General features: G+C 76.3%; 1 pseudogene. It reads right to left on the bottom strand.

The features are described 5' to 3' along the window. Nucleotides 1-376: pseudogene (locus tag ACEN88_RS34615) on the bottom strand (hypothetical protein); the annotation flags it as partial.

Here is a 376-nt window from a genome sequence, read left to right as displayed (position 1 = left end):
CCCCCCCCCCCCCCCCCCCCCCCCGGAGGAACGAGCCGGCGATGCCGCCGAAGCGGCCGATCCGCAGCATCCACGCGGCGCCGGTGGCGCGGCCCCGCGTCGGGTAGTACGCGGCCGCCCAGCGGGAACAGCGCGGCGATCAGCGTGGCCGTCTGCACGGGCAGGCCCGCCTCCTTGAACAGGATCGGCATCCAGTTGATCAGCGCATAGAAGATGGCGAGACCCATGAAGTATGCGAGCCACAGCATCAGGGTGTCGACGGCGTACGAGCGCGCGAACAGCACCTTGACGCCGCCGGTCCGGGCGGGGCGGGGCGCTCCCCCCCCGCGCCCCCCGCCGCCCCGTGGGGCCCACGGGGCCGGGACCCGCGACCCCG

Origin of the sequence: Massilia sp. CT11-108 (genome assembly GCF_047302915.1) — a bacterium.
Lineage (GTDB): Bacteria > Pseudomonadota > Gammaproteobacteria > Burkholderiales > Burkholderiaceae_D > Telluria > Telluria orientalis.
Note: the sequence above shows the minus strand (reverse complement) of the source record. Positions and strands in the feature narration are given on the sequence as shown.